Source organism: Cecembia lonarensis LW9 (assembly GCF_000298295.1).
GTDB classification, from domain to species: Bacteria; Bacteroidota; Bacteroidia; order Cytophagales; family Cyclobacteriaceae; genus Cecembia; species Cecembia lonarensis.
In genome coordinates this window covers 61130-86826 of sequence record NZ_AMGM01000002.1, presented here as the reverse complement: position 1 = coordinate 86826, position 25697 = coordinate 61130, and the positions used below count along the sequence as shown (strand labels likewise).

Below are 25697 nucleotides of genomic sequence, written 5' to 3'. Positions count from 1 at the left end.
TATTTATCATAAAATAAATCAATGAAACCTTCTCTTGAGCAAATTTCTAAGGTATATGAGTTCAAATCCTTTCATTTTTTAAAATTGGAAATCGAAGCTTTTCCTCACCTTTGGCATTACCATCCTGAAATTGAGTTGACTTACATCAAAAAAGGAAGGGGAATTCGCTACATCGGTGATCAAATTGAATCTTTTGAAGAAGGTGACTTGGTACTATTGGGGGAAAATTTACCCCATACCTGGGCTACTCAGGGAGAACAAGATACAGACCTTCAATGTGGACTGGTATTTCAGTTTCCACTGAATTTGTTTCATTATTTCCCTGAACTCTCTTATTTAGCAAACTTTTTGAAAGAGGCAGAAAAAGGCTTTCATTTCCCAAATCCATCCCAAGCCATCCTTCAGCTAATTGAAGGATTTGAATTATTGAACCCAACCCAACAACTTATAACCCTGATTGAACTGATTGATAAGCTTTCCAAAGAAGAAAAAACAGTTATTTCCACATCCCTGGTTCATGATTACAATCAAATACATAGAGAAACTTCAAGAATTAATCGGATCAAAGGTTATCTGCATGAAAATTTTCACCAAAAGGTTGAATTGGAACAAATCGCCCAAATGGTACCCATGAGTCCGACCTATTTCAGTGCCTGGTTTAAAAAGTCGGTTGGCCATCCTTTGATCACCTATGTCAATAAATTAAGGATAGAACAGGCCTCACGATGGCTTTTGACTACAGATTGGGATATTGCAGAAATTGCCTATAAATCAGGATTCCAGCATGTCACCCATTTTAATAGGGTTTTCAAACAAGAAAAAAATATGCCACCGTCCACTTTTAGAGTAAACCATCCCAAAAAACCCTGAAACAAGGTATTGGAATTTTCATAACGCAAAACATAATTACCAACGACCCAATTGGACAATTCCTTTTACTTCATGCCGGTCCTTCAGACCTCTGAATTTATTGAACATTTCATTTTTCCCGGGGCTTTACCCCGGGCCAATACAGATCGGCCCTTCAGGCCTTTTAATTCCCAAATCAACCCTTCGAAATCCAACTTTTTACTTTTGCCTTTTTACTTGGCTCCTATTCCTACGCAGCAAACTGGCTCTGGCTAATACAGAACGGCCCTTCAGGCCTTATCGGTTATTCAGAAACTAATGCTTAATAGGATAGGATTATTCATTCCGAAATTCGACTTTCGACATCCCCCTTTTTACTTTTGCCTTTTTACTTGGCTCTTATTCCTTCACTGCAATCTAGCCCCTTTCCCCTATCTATCCCTCATCACACTTTCCCTCCTCTGGATAATCTCATTGGCCTTTTCTTTACTGATTCCCCAGACTTTACCTGCTGCTGCATCCTCCATAAATTCATCAATATACCGCTGGGAGATCGCTGTATTGTCTTTATATTTTATCCTTAAATCTTCTAATCTTTGATGCAAATCAGCCCTAATTTCTGCATACTCGGAATCATTATAAAAATTCTTCAATTCCAAGGGGTCTTTTTTTCTGTCCAACAATTCCCATTGATCTTCCACATAATAATAATGTACCAACTTGTAATCCTTAGTCACAATGGCATAGTGTCTGTTGACCATATGCTCTGCGGGATATTCATAATAATGGTAATAGACCGCATCTCTGGTCCATTGATCTTCCTTCCCAGTAAGAATGGGAATTAGGCTCTCTCCTTGCATGTCCAAAGGAGCCTCAATCCCAGCAGCTTCCAAAAAAGTCTGGGCAAAATCCAAGTTTTGAACCAACTCATCAGACCTTGAACCAGGTTTCACTTTTCCGGGCCAAGCGATTAGCAATGGGGTTTTGAAAGATTCATCATAAATAAACCTTTTATCATACCATCCATGTTCTCCTAAATAGAAACCCTGATCAGAGGTATAGACGATGATGGTATTTTCCATCAGGTCATTGGCTTCAAGGTAATCCAATAGGCGTCCCATATTTTCATCTACTGCCTGAATGGTGCCCAGGTAATCCTGCATATAGCGCTGATACTTCCACCGCATCTTATCCTCATCTGTCATGGTTGGGTATGCTTTGGCAAATTCCTCATTGACTTTCCCATAGGCATTCATGAAGCTTTCCTTTTGGGATTCTGTCAGCCTATCATAAAATGAGATATACCTGGCTATGTCATAACCGATTTCAGGAATGCTCAATTCATCCATCAACTCAGGGAATACTTTGTGGTCCCCTGCCCAACTCATATGATGCAGGATATTCATCTCTGCTTCTGCTGCGGGAGAAGCCCTGTCCGAATAGTCATCAAATAAGGTTTCAGGCTCTGGAAATGTACGGGAAGTAAAATCTTCTAAGTGCCTTTCCGCCATCAGCCAAGGTCTATGGGGTGCTTTGTGCCAGTACATTAGCATAAAAGGCTTTTCTTTGTCCCGTTCCTTATCCAACCAATCCAAGGTCATATCTGTAATGATGTCAGTAGCATAGCCTTCCACAACAATATCGCCATCATGTTTGGTGATAAACTCAGGATTATAATAGGCACCCTGCCCAGGTAAGATTTTAAATTGATCAAAACCCTTTGGATTATTCCCAAAATGGAGTTTTCCAAACAAGGAGGTCTGATAACCAGCCTCTTGAAGTATCTGAGGGAAGGTAATATTGGTGGTATCAAACTCAAAATGGTTATCCACTTTCCCATTTAAATGCGAATGCTTGCCTGTCAAAATAGTAGCCCTAGATGGTGCACAGATGGAATTGGTCACACTGGCATTGGTGAACAACATGCCCATTTCTGCCAAACGATCAATATTAGGCGTATGAATCAGCCGGTTGTCATAAGCTGATATCGCCTGATAAGCATGGTCATCGGACATGATAAAAATGATATTGGGACGCTCAGCCGGATGTACTTTCGTGGTTTTTGTAGAACAGGAAATGGCAAAAGCAATAATTACCGAAAACAATAAGAATTCCTTTAATGATTTCATGGTAGATTTTTTTGTATTTTCTAAAATAGAAAACATTTCTAGAAGTAGCTCCTTATTTAATTCATTTATGGTGAAAATCACCTATGCTTCTTATTACTGATAAGCTTCAATTTGTCTTAAATCACGTTTTTTCTTGATTGGATATTTTGAATTTTTGAAAAACCTTTAATACAAACAAGAATTCTCAAACTATAAAGGAAAAAAAACACAGCCAACATTTCTTCATAAATTTCACTGTCCCCATGGAAACTGGCACAAGCCATGACGAAAATTAAAAAAAACATACTCTTATGAGGCACATAAAGCTTATAATAGTAACTCTTCCTTGGCTTATAAAATAGCCACAATAAAATTAAAATTACGAAAGATCCCATGCCTACAATTGGGTAAAGAAACTTAAAAATAGGATTAAAGAAGTTATGAATATTGGTTTCCTCTTGTAAGTTATACTCCTTAAATATACCCGTAGCCTCAATTTCAAAAAACCTTTGTCCCCAACTGATTTCCTCCCCATAAATTCCCAAGAGTGCCACAGCTAAAAATCCTATGGTGAATATATGAGAAAGGTACATCGCACGGGAAAAATCCTTCCTTTTTAAATAAAAAAGCGACCACAATAAGACTATGCCTGAAAGTAAAAAAAACAAAGACATTACTTCTTCAATAATCCCCTCATGTGCTGGTTCACCGAAAACCAAATAAACTATGTGTAGGAATAAACCTGTAAATATAGCTGCAAAAAAAGCATTCTTTGAAAAAGTTTTTGAAGGGTTAATGTCATCAATCATAAAAAAGTCTCTTGCTTTATCAAAATCAATAAAGCGATTGATCAATGCAAATGCTTTAGCATAGAAATTAAAAAAGAATAAAATAGATAATACAAATATACATCCAATAATGATCCCCGTTCCAAATTCAAAATAAACAATATTCTTTGGGAGTATATGTTTATCTGGACTGAAATAATTCTCAGCTACATGGAACAAGAATTTTGAAAATGCTTCAAAGAAAATGAAGAGTAGAAAAGCCACAACTACTCCCGCAGTACCAAAAATGGTACGGGTAAATTTATCGCTCATAACCGTAGTTTTATTATGGGATCAGGCTACTTGTACAGCAAACAAATAACGTGAAAACAAATTTTACTTAACAAAGTATTTAAAAAAAACAAAAAACAAAATTAATTGAATCTATTGGTATTATTATATGACCGTTTTCAAAAGAAGATGCTGCTGTTTTGTCTAGGATAGTTAGCTTAAACTTGAACTAAAATATTGTTTTTTTAACAAAAAAATTTGATAAAAGTAATTCATAATATTTTTATTTTTAAAAAAATAAAGTTAACTTCTGTAAAATTATTAATAAATCAATTTATACAAAAAATAAAAAACCACCGGAAAATGGTTTCAGAAAATTTACCAAGCATGAGACTGCTCATGTCATACATCATTTTTATGTTGATGGCTGCTTGTTCAAATAAGACCGAAAATAGAAAACCAAATATCCTTTTCATCTTCACCGATGACCAAAATGCGGAAAACCTAGGTATCGCAGGAAACCCCTATATACAAACACCTACCATAGATCAGCTGGCTATGGAAGGAACGCGATTTACCAACACTTACGTCATGGGTGGATTTCATGGGGCCATCTGCATGACGAGCCGAGCCATGCTTTTCAGTGGAAAAAACTTCTTTAAAGTTAGAGATCAGTTAAACAATGTGCCGACCATGACGATGGATTTTGCGAAGGCAGGATATACCACTTTCGGTACTGGCAAATGGCACAACGAGAAGGAAGCTTTCGAGGCGAGCTTTCAGCAAGCCAAAAATGTATATTTAGGGGGCATGGCGGATCATTATGCCATAGAACTGCGGGATTATGATAGTGAGGGCAAATTGAACAACCCTGTGAAGAAAGGGTATTCTACAGAAATCTTTGCCGATTCCGCCATTGATTTTATCCGATCTCAGAAAGAAGCGGAAAATCCATTTTTCTGCTATGTGGCATTTACAGCTCCGCATGATCCTTATTCCCCGGAGGCTACTTACATTGATTATTATCCTGATGGTACCATCCCATTGCCAGGCAACTATAAGCCATTTCACCCTTTTCAATTTGATGATTTGACCGTAAGGGATGAAAACCTTGCCGGCTGGCCAAGAAAGCCAGAAGTAATCCAAATGATTTTATCTGATTATTATGCTTTGGTCACGCATGTAGATCATCATGTGGGAAGGATATTGAAAGTATTGGAGGAGACAGGTCAGCTTGAAAACACCATCATCGTTTATACAGCAGACAATGGACTTGCTGTTGGAAGTCATGGGTTATTGGGAAAACAAAGTCTTTACGAGCACAGCATTAAAGTGCCTCTCATCATCAAAGGGCCAGGAATACCTTCTAGCAAGGAGCTTGATGCTTTCGCTTATATCCATGACCTCTACCCTACCTTGGCGGAATTGGTTGGTCTGCCCCTAAAAGAAGCACTAGATGGCAGAAGTCTAGTACCTGTAATCTTAGGAGAAAAGACATCGGTGAGGGATGCCCTTTTTACAGCCTACCGCAATACAGTAAGGGCGATACGAAAGGATGATTGGAAGCTTATCCGCTATCCGGAACGAGATTATACACAGTTATTTGATTTGGAAAAAGATCCATTGGAAATCAATAACCTGGCTGAAAATCCAACCTTTATAGATCAAAAAGAACAACTTCTTGCCCTTTTGGCTAAAGAGCAAATAGATGCCCAAGATACTGTAAAGCTAAAAGCTGCTGTCATCAAACCCATGGCCTACAATCCCGACACATTAAAACGCAGCCCAGATCGTTGGCAGCCTGAATACACAATCAAGCGCTATTTTGAAGAAAATTAACTTTATTTGCTCCATACTATTCTTAACCTATTCTCGTGAAAGAACGACCGCTAATTTATGGGTTTATGATGGCCATGTCAGCGGCCATTCTTTGGGGCATATCAGGTACTTGTGCCCAGTTTCTATTTGAAGTAAAAGATGTGGATCCTGGATGGCTGGTATGTTGGCGTATGGTAGTGGCTGGATCTGCTCTACTGCTCTTTGCTTTGACAAGAAAAAACACAGACGCTTTTCAAATCTGGAAAAGACGCAGGGATATTTTGGAAATTTTGCTCTTCAGTATTTTAGGGATGGTAGCCGTACAGTATACCTATTTTTACAGCATCAGTTTGTCCAATGCAGCTACGGCAACTGTGCTTCAGTACATCGGCCCTGTGTTTGTGGTCACATTTTATGCCATCAAAAATAAAAGATGGCCTCGCCTATCAGAATATATTGCGCTAGGCCTGGCATTATTAGGAACTTTTTTATTGGTCACCCATGGCAGCTTTGACAGTTTGGTCATTTCAGAAATGGCTGTGATTTGGGGAATTCTATCAGCCATCGCCCTCGCCTTTTATACCATTCAGCCCGTACAGCTGCTGAGAAGGTTCTCCTCACCTACCGTAACTGGCTGGGGAATGTTTATAGGTGGAATTTCTTACCTTTTATACAGCGCTCCTTATTATTGGTCCGGGCAATGGGATATTGAATCCTGGTTGGCCTTTGCCTTTATCATCATTTTGGGTACAGTAGTACCATTTTCCATCTTTTTGGCCTCTCTAAATATTATCGGTGCCCAAACCGCAAGTTTATTATGTTCTGTTGAACCTTTATCTGCTGCTTTGGTAGCGGTGGCGTGGCTGGGTATTAGCTTTACTGGGATGGATTGGTTGGGAACCTTTTTCATCATCATTACGGTCGCTATCCTAACCTACTCTAAAAGACCGGTCAAACTTCCCGCTTTGCGGAAAATGGTCAAACTGCGCTGATCACTTTTCAAGCATCTGATTATTAACTATATTAGGTCAAAATCCCAAAACCTAAAATGACCATGCAAGCAGCTTATGAAAACAGGGAAAGCCCCAATAAAAACCATAAAGACATTCCCGGTAACCCAAGTACTGCCACAAGCAGTAAGTTTAAGTTAAACAACCGTTCCAATGGAAAGCCACTGAGGGTACTCAGTGAAGAAGATTGGAATTTTTGGATCCATAATGGCTATGTGGTCATCAAAAATGCTGTACCCAAAGATCAAGTGAAATTAACTGCTGATTTCCTGTGGGAGTTTGAAGACAAAAATCCAAACGATCCCACAACCTGGTATAAAAATCCATACAATGATATGGAAATGAAAGAATTGGTAGGGACAGGTATGGTTGAAGTGTACAATAACCAACATTTATGGAACAATAGACAAATGCCCAAAGTATACGATGCCTTTGTAGACATTTGGGGAAAAGAGAAGTTGTGGGTGACCATAGACCGGGCTAATTTGAATTTCCCCATCCGGCCAGGAAATGAATACAAAGCTTTTATCCATTGGGATTATGATCCAGAAACAAAACCTCAAAATGTGCAAGGCGTTCTGGCACTTGCAGATCAAACAGATGAAAACATGGGGGGCTTTCAATGTATCCCGGAACTTTACAGGACATACGATACCTGGAAACTGACCCAACCCGCTGACAGGAATCGTTTTATTCCTGATATCTCGGCTTTTGAAGATCAAATTGTCAAAGTGAAATTAGAAGCCGGAGACCTTTTGATATTTAACAGCCTCCTACCTCATGGCATCAGGGCCAATCGTTCCGAAAAAGTCAGGATTGCCCAATACATTTCCATGATGCCAGCAGAAGAAGATAATGAAGCCTTCAGACAGTGGCGAATCAATTCCTGGAAACACCGAATTGCCCCAACAGGTTATGCCTTCCCCGGTGATCCCAGAAATTGGGAACAAAACAAATATGATACAGCGGTTTTATCGGAATTAGGCAAAAAATTGGTTGGCCTGGAGAAGTGGTAGTAACTTTAAAGTATTGATTATTCCAGACATCAGAAGTAAATCCTCTTTTCCTACAAATGACAGATAGGAGTAACCGTCACCCTGATCCCGATGGCTTGGAAGAAGGGTCTCCTAAAGCAAAAGAGATCCTTCTCCTAATTGGGGCGTGCTGAAAAAACGCCAATTGGAGAATAATTTCTTTAAATTTTGATGAATACCACATTTATTAAGCCTTGTCTTTTTAAGCAGGAGCAAACTTATTAAATGATCCAGTTTGATTTACGTGCACTTGAAAATTTCAAAATTCGAAATTTTCAGGCTAGGCTCAGGCATACCATCTTCTTCATTGGGCTCATTCGAAGTATAAGCATACATCTTCATTCGCCCGCTTTGAAGCTGGCATACCTGAGACTTTTTCAGCAAGCCCTAATTGGGAAAGTGACCTATAAAACAACTTGTCCCATGCATTGGGGTTAAATTGGCGACACCAAGCCTTTTTATAACCAGACAGTTGGCTCTTGGAAAACTATGTATACTATGTTTGGGGTTGAAAAAATCCGGCACATAATACGGTCATCAGAGCCAGGCCGTTCCAATACCAAAAACCACGGCAACGACAGCCTAACTATGTTGGCTATGTTACTATGTTGTCCAAAAAACAACCTGAACCTCCACAAAAATCCTTTTTTATTTGCCACAACTTGTCCCGCATGCGGGATAGAAACATAGAAAACATAGCAGGGCAGCAGCAAACCTTTATTTTTAAAATCAACCGGTTGATACAGGGAAGCTATGTGTGCTATTTTCTCCTATGTGGTTAAAAAAATCCGCCACAAATGTCCCCCTGTGGTAGAGAGGGATGAAGCTTCAATAAGTATCATTTCTTTTTCCTTCCTGAAATCCACCTTCCGAAATCTCAATTGATTCTTGCCTCTTGTGTCTTGTCTCTTGATTCTTAATTCTTTGTCTTATGTCTTGTATCTTATTTCTCACCTATGCATCATAGATTTTTTCTATCATTTTTATCCTTCTATAGTGACTTAGGTCTCAGTCAAAGTTTAAGGTTTTGACGACCTTTGAAATATCAAATGATTCAAAAACCAAAAAACAATTCATAATGAGCGAGCAACAAGAAATAATCACTATGCCAAGAATCGGTGATCAAGCACCTGATTTCAAAGCCATGACCACCACAGGTCCTATGCAGTTTTCAGAACACATCAAGGGAAGCTGGACCATCTTCTTCTCCCACCCTGCTGACTTTACCCCGGTATGTACCACAGAAATGAGTGGTTTTGCGCTGGATCAAAAGTTCTTCGACGAACACAATACCAAGTTGGTCGGATTGAGCATCGATTCTATCCACTCCCACATTGCTTGGGTCAATAATGTGAAGAAAAATACCGGCGTTTTATTTGAATTCCCTATCGTCGCAGATATCGACATGAAGGTTTCTAAGTTATACGGCATGTTACAGCCGGGAGAAAGTGAGACAGCAGCAGTAAGAGCCGTATTCTTCATTGATCCTAACGGCAAGATCAGGTTGATCATGTACTATCCACTGAACGTGGGAAGAAACATGGACGAAATCAAAAGGTCCTTAATTGCACTACAGACTGCGGATAAACATAAAGTGGCCATGCCGCTGAACTGGACTCCAGGAGAAAAAGTCATCGTTCCTCCACCAAAAACGGTGGCAGAAATGCAGGAGAGGGAAGCCAGTGAGTATGAAATGGTAGACTTTTACCTTGCTAAAAAGGATATTTAAATAAAGGTTGAATGTTAAAATTAAATAAGCCTGACCAAATTGGACAGGCTTATTTTTTTGATTAGACTCCATTTCTTTTGAAAACCTCAAGAAAAGCAAGCATGATGGATATTTGATTTTACTGAAGTAAGCATAAAAAATTTACTTATGAAAAAATCATTTTAGCAACTCTATTTGGTTTCTACTCACCTTGACCCTGCCTTGCTGCTCCATTTTTTTCAGTAATCTTCCTATTACTTCACGGCTGGAATTTAATTCAAGCGCAATTTGACTTTGGGTTTCTTTAATGAGCCTTGACTGGCTGGCAACAGCTGTTTTTTCCAAGTATTCAATCAAACGCTCATCCATTTGACGAAAAGCAATGGCGTCCACTACTTTGAGCAATTCTTCAAACCTATCTTGGTAACTATCCATGACAAAAAAGTACCAGGACTGATATTTGGGCATCCACTCATCGAGTTTACTGATGGGCAGCACAACAGCCGTGGTATCTTCCATAGGGATGGCCTTGATTTTGGAAAAGCCTTCTCTTGCCGAACAGATCAAGGTAATTGCACAGGCTTCTCCGGGGTTCAGGTAATAGAGGAAAATTTCATTGTCTTCTTCGTCCTCTCTAAAAACCTTTACTATCCCTTTGACGATAAGTGGAATTTGTTCCACTTTTTGACCAATATCCATGATTAAATCATCAGCAGGAAAGAGCACCAACTCACCCTCTTTACTAATTTCATTAACCAATTCATTTTCAAAATCGGGGAAATTTTCCTTGATTAATTTTTTCAAATCTCCATGAGCTCCCATCATAGTTTTACTTCAATGCTTATCCAAATGACATCAATTTTTTCAAAAGATACTTTTAAACCCCTAAATCTCCATTGAGATTCCCTAAAAAGAAAAAATTAAACCCTTATCCAATGAAAAAATATTTATAAGCAGTTGCTGAGCCTTGACAATCGCCAAAGAAATTCATCCTTATTAAAAAATATTGCTTCACGCTATTTATTTTTGGACTAACCCCTATACCAAAGTCCGGCCATGAGCAATAAAAAAATTCTCATCTTCATCTCTTTTTTAGCATTCATCAGTCTTGGACTTCCTGACGGTCTTTTGGGGGTAGCTTGGCCGTTCATCAGTGAGCGTTTGCAGGTTCCCCTGGACCAACTGGGGGTGCTTTTGGTCAGTTTTGTAGCCGGTTACCTGAGCAGTAGTTTGAGTAATAGCAAGATCATGGAAAAAGTTTCCTTAGGAATGCTTTTGACGCTCAGTTGCTTTTTGACAGGAAGCAGTTTGTTTGCTTTTGCTTTGATCGAACATTGGTTTTTATTGATCATTGCAGCCTATTTCCTGGGTGCAGGTGGTGGAGCCATTGACACATCTATCAATGTCTTTGCCTCAGCTAACTTTAGTGCCAGTGTAGTGAATTGGTTACACGCTTTTTATGGAATTGGGGCTACATCAGGGCCATTGATATTGACTGCATTTATCATTCAGGGAGAAACCTGGAAAGCAGGGTATTGGACAGTGGGCTCTGTTCAGGTACTATTAGGTATTTTATTTTTTAGTACCTCCAAGCTTTGGCAGCATCAGGACAAATCAGAAAATAGCGGGCCAAATGCCTCCTACAAAGAGGTCTTAAAACAAACATCAGTCTGGATAAGTATCATGGTTTTTTTTATATACACAGGTACAGAAATTGGTATAGGACAATGGCTTTATAGCATATTGATCAAATCCAGGGATATCAGTGAGGCCAATGGGGGGTTTTGGGTCAGCGCCTATTGGGGAAGTCTAACAATAGGAAGAATTTTGTTTGGCTTTATCCTAAAAAAAACCAGCACCCACAAGGTTATCTATATGGCAGCCTCAGGTTTGATTTTGGGAACCTTCATCTTTTATCTGGACTTTCATTACCTCTCAAGTTTTGCTTCGGTTTTGCTTATTGGGTTGAGCTGTGCCCCAATATTTCCTTCAATGATTGCTTCAGTGCCTAACATGTTTTATTCAAAGGAAGCTGGGGCAATCATTGGCTTTCAGGTATCTGCAGCTATGATTGGTGGTGCAGTTTTGCCTGCCATTTCAGGTTTTTTATCCAGATATTACAGTTTAGAACTCATAAGCTTGGCATTTTTCATTCAAGCTATTCTCCTTTTGGTAGGTTATCATTGGCTATCCAAAAAGACAAAAAATAAATAATACTGTGATCAATTCGCTTCAACAAAATTGATAATCAGCTTTTTGACTGACATTCGTCATGGTTTTTAAAGGTAAAAGCCTGTAATATCGTCTCCTTATAAAATCATAAACGGATGAACCAGAACGAAAAACTATCTAAGGTACAGACCTTTGCACTTGTGATTTTACGCCTGTTTGTAGGTTGGCATTTTTTATACGAAGGTGTAATTAAGCTGTACAGCCCTTCTTGGTCTGCCAAGGGGTATTTGCTAAGTGCCACATATATGGAATCATTTTTCAGTTGGCTAGCCAGCGAATCTATGATATCCATTGTTGACACCCTGAATATCGCCGCCCTTTTACTCATTGGAGCAGGGCTTATCCTGGGATTTAAAACGAGACTTGCCAGTATACTGGGAATAGGCCTTTTGATGATGTACTACCTGGCCCATCCCCCATTTCCCGGTTATCCCCAAGGACTGACTGAAGGAAGCTATTGGATTGTGAATAAAAACCTGATAGAAGCGGCTGCCTTATTGGTCATCTTCCTCTTTCCCACTTCCACCTCTTTTGGGCTGGAGCGGCTATTTGCGAAAAAAGAAATCAAACCATCCACTACCTAAACCCTAAAGACCATGGCGGAAGATAAAAAACTATTTAAAGGATTTTCGAGAAGGGATTTGCTCAAGAGTCTTGGAGGCATCCCCATATTGGGGGCGGTGTGGTTTGCCGGAATTGACCAAAACAAAAAAGCCAAATTGGAAAGGGATTTTCTTTTGGAAAAACTCAACATCAAAGCTACCCCACCGCCTGAAAGTGGCCCCATGAGTGGTGATCCGCTAAGGATAGGGTTGATCGGGTTTGGTATCAGGGGAGAGCAATTGATGCGTTCTTTGGGTTTTGCAACCAATGAATGGCTGGAAGAAATGGCAAGTTCTGCAGCCAATAATCCTAATGATAAAAGGCTGGCGGATTTCAAATCCCAAGAAAGTTTGAATGTAAAGCTAAGCGCCATCTGTGATATTTTTGATATCAGGGCAGAAAAAGCGCTCCGGTCCTTTAATGTCAATGGAAATACCTGCAAGCGGTTTGACAATTACCTGGAACTGATCCACAGCGGAGAGGTGGATGCAGTTATCATTGCCACTCCTGACCATTGGCATGCCCCCATGGCCAAAGCAGCCATAGAGGCCGGCATTCATGTCTATTTGGAAAAACCAATGACCCATACTGTTCAGGAAACATATGAGCTAAGGGAAGCCTGTAGAAAGAATCCTAAAGCAGTATTTGCTGTAGGCCATCAGCACCGGCAAACCCAAAGCTTCCTGACTGCCATGGATGCCTTGGCCAAAAATACCCTCGGTCATGTGTCCTTAATCATGACCACCACCAACAGGAATGACGATAATGGAGCCTGGCAATATGAAATTCATTCGGAAGCATCTCCTGAGACCATAGATTGGAATGCCTTTTTGGGGACGGCCCCTCAGGTCCCTTTCAATACAGAGCATTTCTTCAGGTGGAGAAAATGGTGGGCATATGGATCAGGTTTGTCCGGAGACTTATTGACCCATGATTATGACCGGATCAATTGCATCTTAAAAATGGGTATCCCCAAATATGTCACTGCATCGGGTGGCATCTATACCCATAGAGATGGACGAAACGTTCCTGATGTCATGCATGTCAACATGGAATTCCCGGAATTTACCACAGGGGGAACACAAAGGGAAGGAAAAGAAAAAGGAATGACTCTGGTGTACAGTGCCACTTTGGGAAATCAGTTTGAAAGAGGCACCGTCTTGATGGGCCATGATGCCAGTATGGAATTGGGCAATACACTGACCATTTATGCAGACCCAAGGTCCACTAAATACAAAGACCTGATTCAAGAGGGAAGAATTGATCCTACTGTACCTATTTTCCAATACGACCCCAGTGCCAGTGGCGTAGATGCTGTCACCTCAGCTACGGCCAAATACTTTGCGGATAAAGGCTTGCTTTGGACCTATAGAGATGGCAAAAGAGTAGATTCCACTTTCCTTCATATCAGGGAATGGTTAAGCTGTATCCGCAACGGAGGAGAACCAAGTTGTGGCGTTCAAGAAGGTTTTGAAGAGGCCATAGCCGCGCATATGGCCGGGCTTTCTTACAAAATTGGAAGAAAAGTAGAATGGGATGAGGAAAAAGAAATCATCATCGCTTTACCTGGTGAGGATTTGGACGCTATCCTCTTGGACAATGACTATGGACTTCCGATACAGAAAGCATAAATACACTTAAGGTTTCATACAGGCTTTTTGAAGGCCTTGATATAACAATCAAATTTCGCATTTCGATTAAAATATCATGGTTCATGTTGTATGGCAACATTATGCATCTTAACTTCCATACCGCCAAATCATCCTATATGAAACCTATTATCCCTATCCTCCTTTGGGGCTTCTGTATTTTTCAAGCTTTCGGGCAAGAAAACACCGTGTTTGAGGCAGAAAAAGAAGGACATGCCATTTATAGAATTCCGGCCATCATTTCCTTACCAAACTCAGAATTGCTGGCGATTGCCGAGGGGAGAGTGCATGGAAGCAATGATTATGGCGATATCAACCTTGTGATGAAAAAGAGTGGGGATAAGGGAAAAACCTGGAGCCCCTTGAAAATTTTGGTAGATCATGGGGTCTATCAGGCTGGAAATCCGGCACCAGTGGTGGATAGGTTTGACCCAAAATACCCAGAAGGAGTAATTTATGTTTTTTTTAATACCGGAAATCACCACGAATACAATATCCGGCTCAATGAAGGGGTAAGAGAAGTATGGTACACACGTTCAACCGATATGGGAGAAAGCTGGGAAGTGCCTGTCAACATTACCAATCAGGTCCATAAAGTCAATAACCCTGAATTTAACTCCATTTACAACAATCCAGAAGATTGGAGGCATTATGCTAATACGCCAGGACATGCTTTTCAATTTCAAGAGGGGCCCTTTAAAGGCAGAATATATGTAGCCGCCAACCATTCCCAAGGGCCTCCACAAGATGAGTTCACAGACTATCAAGCACATGGATTTTTTACAGATGATCACGGCAAAACATTTCAGTTGTCCCCTTCTATTCCCATCCCAGGCTCCAACGAAGCCATCGCCGCTGAATTGTCCAATGGCAGGATGATCATGAGTATCCGAAACCAAAGGGGTGACATCCGACAGAGGATTTTAGCATTTTCAAATGATGGAGGAGAAAGCTGGGAGGAGTTTTACTTTGAGCCCCAACTTCCAGATCCTGTTTGCCAGGGATCAATTTTGGATATAGGGGAATCAGAAGGTAAAAAAATCCTTGCCCATTCCAACGCCTCTGATCCACAAAAAAGAGACAACCTGACCATAAAAATCAGTTGGGATGAAGGGAAAACCTGGACGAAATCCATCTTGGTCGATAAATCTGATGACCCTTCCAAACCCTCCTGGACTGCGTATAGTGACCTGGTAAAATTGGATGACGATCACTTGGGTATTCTTTATGAAAGGAATGACTACAAAGAAATCGTTTTTAAAAAAATCAGATGGAGGGAGAAGTGGATAGAATTTACCGATGTCCTACTATCCCAGCTGAAAATGAATGAAACGTATGTTAGAATTAATCCAAAAAGCCGAGAAACATTCCAATAACAAAGCCGTCATAGACCGTGGAAGTGCATTTTCCTATGGGGAGCTTTTGGATCAAAGCTATCGCATAGGTTCTTACTTATTGGGAAAAAAGAAAGACTTAAACCAAACCCGGGTGGCGTTCATGGTTAAACCCTCTTTGGATTATTTAGCCATACAATGGGGTATTTGGAGAGCAGGAGGAATTGCCGTGCCTCTTTGTGTGACTTATCCTTTTCCATCTCTTCAATATGTTATTGAAGACACCCAAGCAGGAATTCTGGTAGTTGCGCCGGAATTTGAAGAAATGCTTTCCCCTTACCAAGAGAGCCCAAATATTAAATTTATCGCTATTCAGGATTTATACACCGATGCAATCAGGGATTTGCCGGATGTCAGCAAGGACCGTGGCGCCATGATTTTGTATACCAGTGGCACCACCAGTTTGCCCAAAGGTGTACTGACCACCCATGCGAATATTGAAGCCCAGATCAGTACTTTGGTGGATGCCTGGGAGTGGAACTCTTCCGATTATACCCTTTCCCTACTCCCACTCCACCATGTTCATGGGATTATCAACGTCAATTCCTGTGCCCTTTGGTCCGGGGCCACTGTACAATTCCTACCTCAATTTGATGCTAAAGCTGTTTTTGAAATATTCCTGGAAGGAAGGGTAAACGTATTCATGGCTGTCCCTACGATTTACTTTAAACTGATCGCTTATTATGATACCCTATCCGAGGAGGAACAAATTGCCATCACTGAGCGGTTAAAAACCTTTCGTTTGATGGTATCAGGTTCCGCAGCTTTGCCCATTTCCGTCATGGAAAGATGGCATCAGATTTCAGGGCATTATTTATTGGAAAGGTATGGCATGACCGAAATCGGTATGGCCATCAGCAATCCCTACCATGGAAAAAGAAGGGCCGGACAAATAGGTCAGCCACTGAAGGGAGTTGAGGTCAGGTTATGTGATGAGCAGGACACTGAAATTCCTTTGGACCAACCTGGGGAAATTCAGGTCAAAGGACCAGGTGTTTTCAAGGCATATTGGGGCAAAGCCGAAGCCACCACCAAGGCTTTTACCAAGGATGGCTGGTTCAAGACAGGAGACATTGCGGTGATGGAAGATGGGTACTTTAAAATTTTAGGCCGAGACTCTATTGACATCATCAAGTCAGGCGGTTACAAAATTTCAGCCCTGGAAATAGAGGAGGTACTCCGAACACATTCCTCTATCAAAGATTGCGGAGTAGTAGGCATCCCAGATGAAGAATGGGGAGAAAAAGTAGTAGCAGCTTTGGTCACTGAAGAAGCCATAGATATCGAAGCGCTTAATCATTGGATTAGAGGAAAAATGCCGGCCTACAAAACTCCCAGAAAATATCTGTTTGTGGACGATTTACCCAGAAATACCATGGGCAAAGTGACCAAAAACGAACTGAAAAAATTATTCTAGCCCATGAATATTTATGGATTAGCTGTTTTGGCCCTCTCCTTCCTTGTAGGACAATGGATGGGTGAGTTTTTGGGAAGTCTAATAGGCATCTACGCCAATGTAGGAGGTGTAGGTTTTGCCATGATCATCCTGATGTTTATGAAGGAATGGCTGGTTAAAAACAGCCTGATGTCTTTTGAAATGGAAGCAGGGATTGACTTTTGGAACAAATTGTACATTCCTGTGGTCATCGCTATGGCTGCCAGTCTCAATGTCAAATCTGCCATTAATTCGGGGACCTTGGCCATAGCAGCCGGCACCTTACCTGTTTTGGTCTCGTTTTGGGTTTTCCCACTCCTTTTGAAAAAATTCAATCCTCAAGTTGATGGAGATAGCCTTTGATATCATTGAAAAAAATGGGCTGATTTTTGCCTTTTTGGTGATTGGATTATTGGTCCTTATATCTGAAATCATTTCCAAAAAAATCCTAAAATCCAGAATTCCAGGTTCTGCCATAGCCATATTCTTTGGACTCATTTTGGGTTATTGGGGCGGTTTCATCACTGGAGGGGAAAAAGGGTTGGCTGATTTGCCCTTATTTTCAGGCATTGGATTCTTTGGAGGGTCTATGTTCAGGGATTTCGCGATTGTAGCCACTGCCATTGGTGCCAGTCTTTACTTGATTGTCCGATCTGGCATGTTAGGATTTATTTCTTTGTTAATAGGTATCGTCCTTTTTTTCTTCATTGGCGTTTTGGTCGCGCTTGCCTGGGGCTTTAGAGATGCTGCAAGCCTCTGCACCATCGGTGCCGGAGCATGCACCTATATTGTAGGACCTGTGACCGGAGCAGCTTTGGGCGCTTCCTCAGAGGTGATCGCACTCAGCATAGGAACTGGACTGGTCAAAACCATTGCTGTCACCATTTTCACACCAATAGCCGCCAAGCGAATAGGCCTCAACAGTCCTGAATCTGCTATGGCTTATGGGGGCATCATGGGAACTTCCAGTGGTGTGGCTGCTGGACTGGCTGCCACTGACCCCAAACTGGTACCATATGGCGCAGTGACAGCAACTTTCTACACCGGTTTGGGCTGTTTGCTTTGTCCCTCAGTTTTTTATATTTTCCTTCACTTGATATTTCCCTAAACCCAAAAACCCGATGAAAACTCCAATCTCTCTTATGTTGATCTTTTTATCAGTCCCAACATTATGGTCTTGTCAAAGGACCGAAGAGAAACAAACAGAAAAGCCAAATATTGTGGTGTTTTTTGTAGATGACATGGGTTGGCAGGACACCTCAGTACCCTTTTGGACAGAAATCACAGAATGGAACAAACGGTACCATACTCCAAACATGGAAAAACTGGCTTCCCAAGGAATGAAGTTTACCCAAGCCTATGCCCATTCCGTCTGTTCACCTTCTCGGACGAGCCTTTTGACGGGTATGAATCCCGCCAGACATGGTGTCACCAATTGGACTTTGAGGAAAGATATTTCCACCGATCATGAAGATGAGGTTCTGGAATTTCCGGCTTGGAATTTAAATGGCCTACAGCCAGTGGACACCATCAATAATTCCATTTTTGCAACTACCCTGCCTTCCATTCTTAGAGCGCATGGTTATCATACCATCCACGTTGGGAAAGCCCACTGGGGTGCCATGGATACTCCTGGAGCAAACCCATTAAACCTTGGTTTTGATATCAATATAGCAGGACATGCAGCCGGTGGATTGGGCAGTTACTTGGGGGAAAACAACTTTGGTAATGCAACACCAGGAGCGCATACACTTCCCTGGGGTGTGCCCGGCATGGAAAAATACCATGGTCACAGCATCCACCTGACAGAAGCGCTGACTTTGGAAGCCATCGCTGCATTGAATGAAGCCAAGAAAAAAGACCAACCCTTTTTCCTTTATTTTTCCCATTATACGGTCCATATTCCACTGGAGGCAGACGAGAGGTTTTATGACAAATACCAAAACCTGGAAGAACCAGAAGCAAAGTATGCCTCAATGGTGGAGGGTATGGATAAAAGCCTTGGGGACATCATGAATTACCTGCAGCAAAATAATTTGGATGAAAACACCATTATCATTTTTATATCCGATAATGGGGGCTTAAGCGCTACCGCCAGAGGTGGCATTCCCCATCAGCACAGCAGTCCTTTGAACAGTGGCAAAGGCTCAGCCTATGAAGGGGGCATCAGGATCCCCATGCTGATCAAATGGCCCAATGTCACTGTACCGGGAAGCAGTTTTGAGGACTACCTGATTATTGAAGACCTTTTTCCTAGCCTGCTGCATATGGCCAATGTCACAACACCAACAATCGTTCAAACGGTTGATGGGGAAAATCTGACTCCTCACCTCCAAGGGAAAGCTCAGGGAAAGTTTAGGGAAAAACCTTTGATCTGGCATTACCCAAACAACTGGGGACCTACTGGACCGGGTATTGGAGCTACGAGTACGATACGAGAGGGAGATTGGAAATTGGTGTATTGGTACAAATATGAAAAACGGGAGCTTTTCAATATCCGCGAGGATATCGGGGAATTAATTGACCGCTCTACAGAAAATCCGGAAAAAGTCATGGAGTTGGCAAAAAAATTAGCAGACTACCTAAAAGAAGTCAATGCGTTCAGGCCAAAAGACAAAAGAAGTGGAGAATTTATTGCCTGGCCCGATGAGGGGCTATTGTAATTTTCAATGGCAAGTGTAAAGCCACATATCCATATTTTACCTTCTCTATAAAATACGGCCTTTTGAAATACATTTTTCACTAAATTACTGCTGTTGAAATACTTGAATTTCACCAAGTATTCTCAAAAACTCAGCCTATAACCTACTTCTTCAAATTTTGAATGCTCAAATTTCAGGATATCATTTCCGCTTAACCGCTCAGATTTTATTGAGCTTTGCATTGCTCTTTGGATTTCATGGCACCATTGCCCAACAACAAGATAAAGGCCTGTTCCAAGGCGTCATTTTAGATAAAGAATCCAAGATACCACTTCCATTTGCAACTGTTGCGGTTTATGACAGTGAAGATAAAATCATAGAAGGAGGTATAACCGATGACAAGGGAGCATTCAAAATCCCCATTTCTTTTGGAACCTATACGATTCTTGTTGAATTTATGGGTTATGAAGCCTACAAATCTGATTTTTTAACCTTGACCCGAAACAATTCTCCCTTTGATTTAGGCACAATTGAATTGAGTAGTAGCCTGAGTCAATTGGATGAAGTCACTGTTCAGGGGGAGAAGCCCTTGATGGAGTTGTCTTTGGATAAAAGGGTCTTTAATGTAGGAGAAGACCTGGCCAATGCAGGCCGAACCACTTCTGATATCTTAATGAATCTCCCGTCCGTCACGGTGGATAGCCAAGGCAATGTACGACTTAGGGGTTCTGACAATGTAAGGATTCTGGTGGATGGGAAACCCTCCGGCCTGGTAAGTTTCAAGGGTAGTCAGGGTTTGCAGCAATTGCCTGCCAGTATGGTGGAAAGAATAGAAATCATCACCAACCCATCAGCCAGGTATGAGGCAGAAGGCATGGCCGGTGTAATCAATATCATTTTAAAAAAAGAAAACAATCAAGGCTTTAATGGTTCTATTGAGGGCATTGTAGGAAACCCTACCAACTTGGGGCTTTCAGCCAATCTGAATTACAGGCACAAAAAAATCAACTGGTTTATCAATTATGGCATTGCAGAAAGAAAAATCATCAGAGAAGGCAGCTTGTACCAAGAGGCCTTTGGTGGGGATTCCCTATTGATCACCAAACAAACTGTCAATGGCAGGTTATATACTTTGGACAATAATGTAAGGGCAGGACTGGATTATTATTTCAATGAAAAAAGTGTATTGACAGGTTCATACTTGCTCCGAAGAAGTGATGCCACCAGGATAACTGACATCCGGTATAATGACTTTCTTTTCACCCCGGAAAACCAACAAAGTTATTCCCTAAGGAGGCAAGAGGAACTTGAAAAAGAACCCAACGCTGAGTTTTTGATCACCTATAAAAGGAGCTTTGAAGAAAAAGGCCATGAACTGACAACGGTCCTGACATTTTTGGATTATTGGGAAAATTCCGATCAGGTCTTTACTGAAAACACTTTCAGTCCGGAGGGTATTCCCATTCCATCCCGTTCCCTTTTGCAGACTTCTCTCAACGATGAGTTTGAAAAACAATACCTAATTCAGATAGACTATACCAAGCCCATAGGCTCAGAAGGAAAACTTGAAACAGGTTTAAGAAGCAGTTTCCGTAATATGGAAAATGACTTTATCGTGGAAGAACAGGATGAGCAAGGAAATTTCAATCCTCTCCCCGGATTGGACAACATTTTCCTTTACCAGGAAAACATCCATGCGCTCTACAGCATTTTGGGGAACAAAAGTAATAAACTGAGCTATCAAGGTGGCTTACGGGCAGAATACACCGATGTCAAAACCACTTTGGTCAGGACCAATGAGGTCAATCCCAGGGATTACCTCAACCTATTCCCCAGCGCTCATATGACCTATAATTTCAATGAGGAAAATGGCCTACAACTCAGTTATAGCCGAAGGGTAAGAAGACCATTTTACAATGACCTCAGTCCTTTTATGACATTCTCTGATGCCAGAAACTTTTTCAGTGGAAACCCGGACCTGGACCCGGAATTCACAGATGCCATTGAATTGGGCCACATCAAATACTTCGAAAAAGGAACCGTGTTTTCTACCTTATTTTACCGCAATACCACTGATAAAATCGAAAGGATCCGCACGGTGGACAATGAAGGCAATGCCACTATTCGACCCGAGAATTTGCTTGGGGAACAATCCTTTGGTTTGGAGTTTGCCACAGATTACCAGATTTTTCCATGGTGGAAGATCGACTTCAATATGAATTTCTTTTATGCTTCCGTCGATGGAAGCAATATACAGGGCAATTTCACAGCTACCACCTATTCATGGAATGCCCGTCAAAATTCAAGGTTTAACTTTGGCAATGGTATAACCGGTCAGGTTAGGAACAATTACGAAGGAAGACAGCGCATTGCACAGGGAATCAGAAAAGGGATTTTCTTCATGGACTTGTCAGGAAGTAAAGAAGTCCTCAAAGGAAAGGGCACTTTGGTATTGAACATTGCCGATATTTTCAACTCCAGAAGAGACCGTTACATTTTGGAAGGAGAAGGCTTTTTTACAGAAGGAAACTTTTTGAATGTAAGAAGACAGATCAACCTGAGTTTGAATTACAGGATAGGGCAGTGATCGCTTAAGAGTCGAGACTTGCCTACCTTTAGAAACAAGACGCAAGATACAAGAAACAAGACTGCGGGTTTGTCCTTTAGATTAAATCAAGTATCGGTCTGGATTAGCGTAGATCAGCCCTCTAGCCTTTTGGAGATCCGTTATTGTTTCCTAACACACTTTGTTCAGGCCTGAAAGGGCGGGATGTATCAGCCCGGGATGCAGTCCTGGGTTGAAAGGCAGCAACCGTATGGCAGGAGGTCTGAAGGACCGAGATATTTTAACCCCATATCTTCAATCATCCAATAAGGTAAATACCATTTGCCTGAATTTCCAACCGGTTTGGTCACCGGATGTTTGGCTGGTCTGCTTCATGAGGATGCCAATGACTTTTTCCTGCGGATCGGCAAAATACTGCGTGTTGAAATAACCGCCCCAGTCAAAGGTGCCTTCACTGCCAATGCCTCCCTCAGCCACGCCCTGTGCAGTCACTACCCCGAAGGCCAATCCATAATGCTTGGCCCCATTCCAAAGGTCCCCAACCTGATTTTTCATCATCGTTTCTATGGTTTTACGGCTAAGGATTCGGACCCCATTGAGTTCGCCCCCGTTAAGGTACATCTGTAAGAAAGTCGCATAGTCCTTTGCCGTACTGGAAAGGCCTGCTCCTCCGGAAAAGAACTTCTTGGCTCCAGTGATGGGATACTGAGGATCATAGAAAGTGACCGGAAAATTCTCCCACTGACCATCTACTTTGCGTTGGACTTTCACCAACCTGCCGGCTTTGGCATCGGGAAGGTAAAACCAGGTATCATTCATACCCAATGGGTCAAAAAGCCTGGTTCTCAAAAACTGATCAAATGGCATCCCAGAAACGATTTCTATGAAATAACCCAAGACATCCAAACCTTCCGAATAGGTGTATTTCTCTCCCGGGTTGTGGTGCAGGGGCAGGGTAGCCAGTTTTTTGATATTCTCGCCAATGCTGATATTCTCTGTGGTATATAAGTCCACGATTCCTGCCTTCTGGTAAATCATCTTCATCCGCTCATCTCCGTCTATCACCCCATAGCCCAATCCAGAGGTATGGGTGAGCAGGTGGCGGATAGTGATTTCTTTATTGGCGGGCTGGGTAATATAAGTAGTGTCTGCATACCTGAAATTTTGAATTACCTGTGGATTTTTGAATTCTGGAATCCAGTTTGATATTGGGTCGTCCAACCTGAATTTCCCATCTTCCCAGAGCATCATCACCGCAGTGGATGTAATGGCTTTGGTCTGGGAGGCAATCCTGAAGATGGCATCTTTGGACATGGCCTTTCCGTCGGCTGCATCTGCTTTGCCCTTGGCGGTATGATAGACAATTTTCCCGTTTCGGGCCACTAGGGCCACCAAGCCGGGGATTTCATCGTTATGTATTGCTTCCTCCAACATGGCATCCAGTTTCTTCAGCCGCTCAGGAGCGATGCCTACACTTTGTGGGGTAGCTTCTGAAAGAGGAGGTGATTTTTTTGTAGAGGTGGTTTGCGTCCATCCTGGATGGATAATTAGGAGCAATCCTAAGGTATAAAGGAGGATGTTTTTCATGTTGTCGTTATTGGGTTAAAAGAGACAATTCAAATTGGGCTGTGGAAATTTTTATGGGATTCATTCGATATGGAGAATTTATCCAAGATATTCAAAATATTAGATGTTACCTATGAAAAATAAACCAGTCTATCAAAATTGAATATCATAAGTCTTTCATTCTGATTAAATTGGAAATTATCATTACAAAACCATAAATCCGCTCAGCACATGTTTAAATTATTACTCCTGTTTGCTGTCTTTTGGACAGATCCGAACAATCCCGAAAATACAGCAGTCCATATCCGCATCAATCAATTGGGCTATCTCACAGAAGACTCCAAGATAGCTGTAGTCTTTAGTGACAAGCCCATCAGAGAATCTTTTCAATTGCTTGATCACAACACCGGAGAGGTGATTGGGGAATTCAAATCTCAAAGGTTAAAAAAAGACAATTGGGGTGGTTTTGAATACAGTGAAGTTGATTTTAGCCAAGTCCAAAAGAGTGGTTCCTACTATTTAAAAGGGAAAAGGTCGGAGGCAACCTCCACCATTTTCAGGATTGGTGATGATGCCTATGGAAATCATCAGGAGACCTTGTTGGAATTTATGCGCCAACAACGCTGTGGCTACAATCCTACTTTGGACATGGTGTGTCATGAAAAAGATGGCAGAAGCTTCTTTGGCCCTATGCCTGACAGCACTTTTGTAGACCTCAGCGGTGGCTGGCATGATGCGGGAGATCAACTCAAATACCTTATCACTTCCAGCTATGCCACGGCCCATATGCTGATGACCTATGAGATGTACCCGGACAGGTTTGAAGACAAGGTCAATGCCTTGGGACAGCCATGGCCAAATGGCATCCCCGACATTTTGGATGAAGCAAAGTGGGGCCTGGATTGGATCCACAAAATGCATCCGGCGCCGGACCAACTGTTCCACCAAGTGGCGGATGACCGGGACCATAGAGGCTTCAAAATTCCCAATCAGGACAATTCGGATTATGGTTGGGGAGAAAATCAATATCGTGCGGCTTACTTTGCGACTGGTAAACCCCAAGGTTTAAGGCAATATCAAAGCGAGGCAACTGGGGTTGCCAACTTGGCCGGAAGAAGCGCTGCTGCCATGGCATTGGCTGCAAGGATTTGGGAAAAAGATCTCAATGACCCGCTTTTTGCGGCAAAATGCAAAAAAGCAGCCATTTCACTCTATAATTTGGGAAGAGAAAAAGAAGGCTTCCAGCAGGGAAACTCTTATGGCGCCCCTTACCGCTATAATGAAGAGACATGGGCGGATGACATGGAGTGGGCGGCTGCAGAACTTTACAAGCTTACAGGAGAAAACGACTACTTAGATCAGGCAAAAAAATACGCCTTGATGAGCAATACGGAAGATAGCTGGACAGTCAGAGATTCTGCAGCCCATTACCAACTTTATCCCTTTATCAATATGGGCCATTATTCCCTGCATGAAATAGTTGATGAGGATTTTAAAAAAGTATTGGAAGGGTATTACCTCGACGGCATCAAATACACGCTTCAAAGAGCTGAAAAAAATCCATTCCATATAGGTGTGCCTTTTATTTGGTGCAGCAACAACCTCTTGACGAGCTTGGTCACCCAAGTGATCCTTTATGAAAAAATGAGCGGGGACAAAAGCTTCAGTCCCTTTCTCTCTGCCCAAAGGGATTGGCTTTTTGGACGGAATCCATGGGGCACTTCCATGTTTACCGGAATTCCTGAAAATGGAGAGTATCCTATAGAAGTTCATACCAGCCTTTTTGTCTTATTGGGTTTAGAGGTTCCTGGAGGTTTGGTAGATGGCCCTGTATATACTTCTATTTATAATAACCTGATCGGATTGACCTTACTGAAAGAGGATAAGTTTGCGGCCTTCCAAAATGAGCATGTGGTCTATCATGACGATGTAGGGGATTACAGCACAAATGAACCCACCATGGATGGTACAGCTGGTGCCATTCTCATGATGACCCATTTCAGCAAAAAATAAAAGAACCGGTCC

Annotated in this window: 19 protein-coding genes; 15 read left to right on the top strand and 4 right to left on the bottom strand. The window is 41.7% G+C overall.

The features are described 5' to 3' along the window. The first annotated feature begins 21 nt into the window (after window positions 1-21). Window positions 22-870, top strand: coding sequence for an AraC family transcriptional regulator (locus B879_RS01080; RefSeq protein ID WP_009183269.1), 849 nt, complete (start codon window positions 22-24; stop codon window positions 868-870). A 410-nt stretch (window positions 871-1280) separates the two neighbouring features. On the opposite strand, the gene B879_RS01070 is transcribed toward B879_RS01080, so the two are convergent. Together B879_RS01070 and B879_RS01065 are read right to left on the bottom strand one after the other, a co-directional pair. Further along, complete coding sequence (locus B879_RS01070) at window positions 1281-2978, bottom strand: sulfatase family protein (protein WP_009183268.1); 1698 nt, start codon at window positions 2976-2978, stop codon at window positions 1281-1283. Between the two features lie 116 nt (window positions 2979-3094). Beyond that, window positions 3095-4057, bottom strand: a complete 963-nt coding sequence (locus tag B879_RS01065; protein ID WP_009183267.1) for a hypothetical protein — start codon at window positions 4055-4057, stop codon at window positions 3095-3097. Window positions 4058-4402: 345 nt separating this feature from the next. On the opposite strand from B879_RS01065, the gene B879_RS01060 reads away from it, so the two are divergent. The 4 genes from B879_RS01060 (at window position 4403) to B879_RS01040 (ending at window position 9606) form a co-directional block, all read left to right on the top strand. Then, window positions 4403-5854: a sulfatase family protein gene (locus tag B879_RS01060; RefSeq protein WP_238542058.1), complete on the top strand. Its 1452-nt coding sequence runs from the start codon at window positions 4403-4405 to the stop codon at window positions 5852-5854. A 35-nt stretch (window positions 5855-5889) separates the two neighbouring features. Next, window positions 5890-6825 (top strand): DMT family transporter, encoded by a 936-nt coding sequence (locus B879_RS01055; RefSeq protein WP_238542057.1) that lies wholly within the window; start codon window positions 5890-5892, stop codon window positions 6823-6825. A gap of 62 nt (window positions 6826-6887) precedes the next feature. Continuing rightward, entirely contained in the window at window positions 6888-7859 is a 972-nt protein-coding gene (locus B879_RS01050) for a phytanoyl-CoA dioxygenase family protein (protein WP_009183264.1), read from the top strand. Window positions 7860-8955: 1096 nt separating this feature from the next. Then, complete coding sequence (locus B879_RS01040) at window positions 8956-9606, top strand: peroxiredoxin (RefSeq protein WP_009183263.1); 651 nt, start codon at window positions 8956-8958, stop codon at window positions 9604-9606. A 156-nt stretch (window positions 9607-9762) separates the two neighbouring features. On the opposite strand, the gene B879_RS01035 is transcribed toward B879_RS01040, so the two are convergent. Further along, window positions 9763-10410, bottom strand: a complete 648-nt coding sequence (locus tag B879_RS01035) for a Crp/Fnr family transcriptional regulator (RefSeq protein WP_083847914.1) — start codon at window positions 10408-10410, stop codon at window positions 9763-9765. Window positions 10411-10641: 231 nt separating this feature from the next. Here B879_RS01035 and B879_RS01030 point away from each other — a divergent pair, with 231 nt between their 5' ends. The 9 genes from B879_RS01030 (at window position 10642) to B879_RS00990 (ending at window position 22127) form a co-directional block, all read left to right on the top strand. Beyond that, complete coding sequence (locus B879_RS01030; RefSeq protein WP_009183261.1) at window positions 10642-11799, top strand: MFS transporter; 1158 nt, start codon at window positions 10642-10644, stop codon at window positions 11797-11799. A 113-nt stretch (window positions 11800-11912) separates the two neighbouring features. Beyond that, a complete protein-coding gene (locus B879_RS01025) occupies window positions 11913-12401 on the top strand; it encodes a DoxX family membrane protein (protein WP_009183260.1) in 489 nt (162 codons plus the stop codon). 12 nt (window positions 12402-12413) lie between these two features. Continuing rightward, window positions 12414-14051, top strand: a complete 1638-nt coding sequence (locus B879_RS01020; RefSeq protein WP_009183259.1) for a Gfo/Idh/MocA family protein — start codon at window positions 12414-12416, stop codon at window positions 14049-14051. 137 nt (window positions 14052-14188) lie between these two features. After that, window positions 14189-15445 carry a sialidase family protein gene (locus B879_RS01015; protein ID WP_202949557.1) on the top strand — a complete coding sequence of 419 codons (1257 nt, stop codon included), beginning with the start codon at window positions 14189-14191 and terminating at the stop codon, window positions 15443-15445. Continuing rightward, window positions 15405-16880, top strand: coding sequence for an acyl-CoA synthetase (locus B879_RS01010; RefSeq protein ID WP_009183257.1), 1476 nt, complete (start codon window positions 15405-15407; stop codon window positions 16878-16880). The genes B879_RS01015 and B879_RS01010 overlap by 41 nt, the downstream gene beginning before the upstream one ends. A 3-nt stretch (window positions 16881-16883) precedes the next feature. After that, window positions 16884-17261: a malonate transporter subunit MadL gene (gene madL, locus B879_RS01005; protein WP_009183256.1), complete on the top strand. Its 378-nt coding sequence runs from the start codon at window positions 16884-16886 to the stop codon at window positions 17259-17261. After that, a complete protein-coding gene (madM, locus tag B879_RS01000) occupies window positions 17245-18006 on the top strand; it encodes a malonate transporter subunit MadM (protein WP_009183255.1) in 762 nt (253 codons plus the stop codon). Before madL ends, madM begins: the two co-directional genes overlap by 17 nt. A 13-nt stretch (window positions 18007-18019) precedes the next feature. Continuing rightward, window positions 18020-19561, top strand: a complete 1542-nt coding sequence (locus tag B879_RS00995; RefSeq protein ID WP_009183254.1) for a sulfatase — start codon at window positions 18020-18022, stop codon at window positions 19559-19561. Between the two features lie 208 nt (window positions 19562-19769). Continuing rightward, the gene (locus tag B879_RS00990) at window positions 19770-22127 is read left to right on the top strand and encodes a TonB-dependent receptor (RefSeq protein ID WP_009183253.1); all 2358 of its coding nucleotides are present in this window, start codon (window positions 19770-19772) and stop codon (window positions 22125-22127) included. 273 nt (window positions 22128-22400) lie between these two features. Here the strand turns inward: B879_RS00990 and B879_RS00985 are convergent, their stop codons facing one another. After that, window positions 22401-23693, bottom strand: a complete 1293-nt coding sequence (locus tag B879_RS00985; RefSeq protein WP_009183252.1) for a serine hydrolase domain-containing protein — start codon at window positions 23691-23693, stop codon at window positions 22401-22403. Window positions 23694-23903: 210 nt separating this feature from the next. Here B879_RS00985 and B879_RS00980 point away from each other — a divergent pair, with 210 nt between their 5' ends. Beyond that, entirely contained in the window at window positions 23904-25685 is a 1782-nt protein-coding gene (locus B879_RS00980; protein ID WP_009183251.1) for a glycoside hydrolase family 9 protein, read from the top strand. Window positions 25686-25697 lie beyond the last annotated feature (12 nt).